At 39.8% G+C, this 1,424-nt stretch carries 1 protein-coding gene, 1 rRNA gene and 1 pseudogene; 1 reads left to right on the plus strand and 2 read right to left on the minus strand.

Going from position 1 to position 1,424, the window contains the following annotated elements:
* A 16S ribosomal RNA gene (locus AC07E5_RS01390) occupies nucleotides 1-242 on the minus strand; the annotation flags it as partial.
* 344 nt (nucleotides 243-586) lie between these two features.
* Entirely contained in the window at nucleotides 587-1,156 is a 570-nt protein-coding gene (locus AC07E5_RS01395; protein WP_004969822.1) for a peptidylprolyl isomerase, read from the minus strand.
* Nucleotides 1,157-1,291: 135 nt separating this feature from the next.
* On the opposite strand from AC07E5_RS01395, the pseudogene AC07E5_RS01400 reads away from it, so the two are divergent.
* Nucleotides 1,292-1,424 (plus strand): annotated as a pseudogene (locus AC07E5_RS01400) (IS982 family transposase); the annotation flags it as partial.

Consider the following 1,424-nt stretch of genomic DNA (forward strand, 5'->3'; position numbering starts at 1 on the left):
CTAATCCGACTTAGGCTCATCTATTAGCGCAAGGTCATAAAGATCCCCTGCTTTCTCCCGTAGGACGTATGCGGTATTAGCATCCCTTTCGGAATGTTGTCCCCCACTAATAGGCAGATTCCTAAGCATTACTCACCCGTCCGCCGCTAGCTAAGTTACCGAAGCAACCTCGCCCGCTCGACTTGCATGTGTTAAGCCTGCCGCCAGCGTTCAATCTGAGCCATGATCAAACTCTTCAGTTAAAATCATTTTGAAGTTTTAATCTAAACTTCCAAATCTGGCTCATCAATTTTCTGACTTAAATTTCGCTCAAATAAACTTCGAGTNTTTCTGCCTCGTCAGCAGAAATTTTAACGCAAAACACTTCTAACAACTTAACCCTGTAAGCTAAGTTCGTAGGCTGTTTTGCGTCGGGATGGGTGCATTATAGGGCAATTTCCTACACGTGCAAGTGCTTTTAACTGCTTGTTTTCACGAGTGTTGGATTTTTACGCACTATTTTGGTTCAAAAACACACAAAACTCGCACTAACCCTATAATTTTAAATTAAAAATATGTTTTTCATATTTTTGCAATCTAAATCCGCTTATTTTGTTGGGGCAGCCTCTTTCACTTTCACACTGAGTATTTTTACCGCTTGTTTCGGTACATTTTGATGCATGCCATAGTTGCCTGTTGGTACTTTTACAATTTTATCGACAACATCCATACCTTTAGTGACTTGACCAAATACCGCATAGCCTGCGTTACGTGGACTTCGATTTAAGAAATCGTTATCTACCACATTAATAAAGAATTGGCTGCTGGCAGAATCAGGATGATTCATACGTGCCATCGCCAAGGTACCACGGGTATTTTTCAATCCATTACTTGATTCATTACGAATGGTCGCTTTGGTTGGCTTTTCTTGCATATTGGCATCCATACCACCGCCTTGCACCATAAAGCCTGGGATAACACGATGGAAGATCGTACCGTTATAGAAGTTTGACTTGGCATAATTTTCAAAGTTCTTTGCAGAAACTGGGGCTTTGTCATTAAACAGTTCGATTTCAATATTGCCCATGCTGGTTGTCATTTCTACCACGGTGTTGGCTGCCATCGTATTGAAGCTGATAAGCATTGCTGCCATGGTAAACACACTTTGTTTTAACATTTGCTGACCAATCCATCTGTGTTGTATTTGCATTGCATCTATATTAACCCGAATTACGGATAAGAAAAGCCCTTGAAAAAAAGGTAGTTAGAGCCATTTAGAAAGTTACGACACAACCCAAAGGCTCTAACTACCATGTATGATTTTACAGAAATTTTTTGTATTGTTGATGATTTTTTCAAAAAATTTGAACCCATCTATTGGCAATTTCTCAAGCAAGAAAACAAACGTCAACGTATCAGACAAGCAACGCTATCTTTATCAGAAA

This window comes from Acinetobacter seohaensis, assembly GCF_056431365.1.